1 protein-coding gene and 1 pseudogene are annotated in these 1,510 nt (G+C 42.1%); both read right to left on the bottom strand.

What is annotated here, in order from left to right; translation table 11 throughout:
• Positions 1–81 precede the first annotated feature (81 nt).
• Positions 82–1,380, bottom strand: coding sequence for an MFS transporter (locus RTR63_RS11755; RefSeq protein WP_312384648.1), 1,299 nt, complete (start codon positions 1,378–1,380; stop codon positions 82–84).
• A gap of 41 nt (positions 1,381–1,421) precedes the next feature.
• Positions 1,422–1,510, bottom strand: a pseudogene (locus tag RTR63_RS11750) (oxidative damage protection protein); the annotation flags it as partial.

The following is a 1,510-nucleotide window of genomic DNA, read 5'->3' as shown; positions in this document are numbered from 1 at the left end:
AATCAACACCAAAAAAGCAAAAACCCCAAATAACTCTATTTGGGGTTTTTTGTTGGATAACTTTATCCGTTTATTGGTGGGCTAATCATGATTAATTAAACTATGTTCTTTGGTATCTTTCATACGAGTATAAACAATCAATGAAATCCCAATCATAATCGTCACATACAAGAAAAACCATTCTTCATGGCCTGCTTGCTTGAAGGACAATGCCACATACTCGGCTGTACCGCCAAACAAAGTGTTAGCAATGGCATAGGGTAACGCCACGCCCAACGCACGAATATGCGCAGGGAACATTTCAGCTTTAACGACCGCATTAATTGACGTATAGCCTGTGACAATTATCAAACCAAACAAACATAACGCAAACGCCATCCACGGGTCTGTCGTGCCTGCCAAGGTGCTAAAAATAAAGTAAGTAAATAACACCCCCATCACACCAAATCCTATCATCAGCGGTTTACGCCCGATTCTATCGGATAATGCCCCAGCGACAGGTTGCAAAAGCATAAAAATAAATAACGCAATAGCGGTGATTTGGGTGGCTGACTCTTTACTAAAGCCTGACGTATTGACCAAGAATTTTTGCAAATAAGTGGTGTAAGCATAAAATGCCAACGTACCGCCTGCCGTCAATCCAATGACAGTAAATGCCGCTTTCGGGTGTTCTTTAAATAAAGCCAATGCGCCGGATTTTTTTTGCGAACTACTGGTATCAACTTTATTAAAGGATTCTGTCTCAAGCAAGCCACGGCGAATATAAAATACAAAAAACGCCAACAAAGCCCCAATGACAAACGGAATCCGCCAGCCCCAAGCTTTGAGCTCAGCAGGGGTTAAAACTTGCTGTAGAATAATCAGAAGCACTAGCGCAATTAACTGCCCAGAAATCAGCGTAACATATTGAAAACTGGAAAAAAATCCGCGCTTGTCTTTACCCGCCATCTCGCTGAGGTAAGTGGCGCTAGCCCCATATTCACCGCCTACACTGATACCTTGAATTAAACGAGCAGTCACCAACATAATTGGGGCAAAAATTCCAATACTGTCATAACCAGGTGTCACAGCAATCATCAGTGAGCCTAAGCACATTAATGTTACCGATAGCGTAAGACCTGCTTTACGACCTTTCTTGTCCGCATAAACGCCCATTATCCATGCACCAATCGGTCGCATGACAAAACCCACCGCAAAAATCGCTGCGGCACTCAGTAATTGAGCCGTTTGGTTGCCTTTTGGAAAAAATACAGGGGCAAAATATAAGGTAAAAGCTGCATACGCATACCAGTCGTACCATTCGACCATGTTACCCGCTGAACCGCCTAAAATAGATTTTAACCGTGTTTTTTGGTCAATAGTTTCAATCGATTGAGACATTGAAAATCCTTGTCAAAGACTTGTTGAATACATGCTAAAGGTTATTTTTGCGCTGTCCAGCCTTTTGGGCGTTCATAGTCTTCATTATCCAAAAATTTATTGCGCTGCTCGGTAATAAATTTTTTGGCTT

It is taken from the genome of Moraxella sp. CTOTU47724, assembly GCF_032014955.1.
Taxonomy (GTDB): domain Bacteria; phylum Pseudomonadota; class Gammaproteobacteria; order Pseudomonadales; family Moraxellaceae; genus Faucicola; species Faucicola tetraodonis.
This window is presented reverse-complemented; position numbering and strand designations above follow the sequence as displayed.